General features: G+C 60.6%; 3 protein-coding genes. 1 reads left to right on the forward strand and 2 read right to left on the reverse strand.

Features of this window, described 5'->3' with window-relative positions:
* A partial coding sequence (locus tag P4L78_RS15135; protein WP_309328684.1) for a helix-turn-helix domain-containing protein occupies window positions 1–475 on the reverse strand: 475 nt, incomplete at its 3' end.
* A gap of 330 nt (window positions 476–805) precedes the next feature.
* Between P4L78_RS15135 and P4L78_RS15140 the strand changes: the two genes are divergently transcribed.
* On the forward strand, window positions 806–946 hold the full coding sequence (locus tag P4L78_RS15140) for a hypothetical protein (RefSeq protein ID WP_309328685.1): 141 nt from the start codon (window positions 806–808) through the stop codon (window positions 944–946).
* Window positions 947–1,026: 80 nt separating this feature from the next.
* Here P4L78_RS15140 and P4L78_RS15145 read toward each other — a convergent pair.
* On the reverse strand, window positions 1,027–1,212 hold a 186-nt coding region (locus P4L78_RS15145), incomplete at its 5' end, for a tannase/feruloyl esterase family alpha/beta hydrolase (RefSeq protein ID WP_309328686.1).

Consider the following 1,212-nt stretch of genomic DNA (forward strand, 5'->3'; position numbering starts at 1 on the left):
CAACAAGACTCGTTTCAGCATTGTAATCCGGCAATGACGGCGCCACGCGCATATAGCTGTAAGCCACCACTGACTTGATTCCGGCGTCCTGCTCCGTCATCCCCATCGCCCCGAACAATTGGGCGAAATAACGAAGTCGCAACGTATCGACTTCTGCCAGCGCACGCTGCGCGCGCGCATCGGTGCGGGCCCAGAGGCGGATCGCCAATTCGACCGAGGCCGCCTGCTCCGCCTTTGTACCAGCATAGGGTAAGCTCAACAACGCGGCCAGCCGATCCTTCGGAGATTGGCCACTTTGCTCCAGTCTATCAATGATTTGCAAGGTAGCTCGGCGGCGCCAAGTATCGAGAATTGCCTCTAGAAAGGCATCCCGATCGCGAAAATGCCAATAAAAACTTCCCTTGGTCACCCCCAAAGACTTGGCCAACTGCTCCACGCGCAAGGCATCGACACCATGCGCGGCAAGAATGTCCATGGCCGCCAGGACCCATTGGCTGGCATCGGCTCTGCTGGGCTGCCCGCGCCGCCGAGTGAGCTTGACGGGGTTTGCTTCTTTCACATTCAACTCGAAATTCGCTATGATGAGGCCTCACGCCTTGCACAGACCGCATAGCTTTGTCGAGGTCGCCGATAAGAGAACCGGACGACCGTCCAACGGGCCGCAAGGACGCGCCCCCTGGCTTGGTGCGGTTCTGGCAGCAGCGCTACCGCCGTCACGCGATCCCACCATAGGCGCCTTGGAAAAAAGCAGGGGCTTGCGGGAATGTGTGGCCTCCAGCGAATGCACTGTCCCGAACACGATGACATGATCGCCAGCTTCGTGGACAGCGTGCAGTTCGCGAACGACGAAAAGATGGCGCAGATCGTGGAATCCGAAGCGCACGAAATCGGGCTTTTGCTGTGCCGGCTTTCGTGCCGATCCACATTCTCGGCACAAGCACAATGAAACGAAACCGGGCATGCCTATCAAGCGCAGCCGCGATCCTCATCTTCAGTTCGGCAGTGATCCGGTCGCGCAAGGGCTGCTCAACGCTGTGCGGCATGCCCGGACTTTGCACTACCCGACTTGGCACAGGCAAAGTTGGCCGCATCTTCAAGCGAGCCGCGGCCCTTGTAGTGCGCATGGCCGGGCCATGGGCAGAGCGGGCGCGTGCGCCCCGGCCAAGGGGTCTGCGTCCCGGCTTGCGCGGGAATGCTGTCGGGAGCGCGCCC

It is taken from the genome of Silvimonas sp. (assembly GCF_031291215.1).
Taxonomy (GTDB): Bacteria; Pseudomonadota; Gammaproteobacteria; order Burkholderiales; family Chitinibacteraceae; genus Silvimonas; species Silvimonas soli.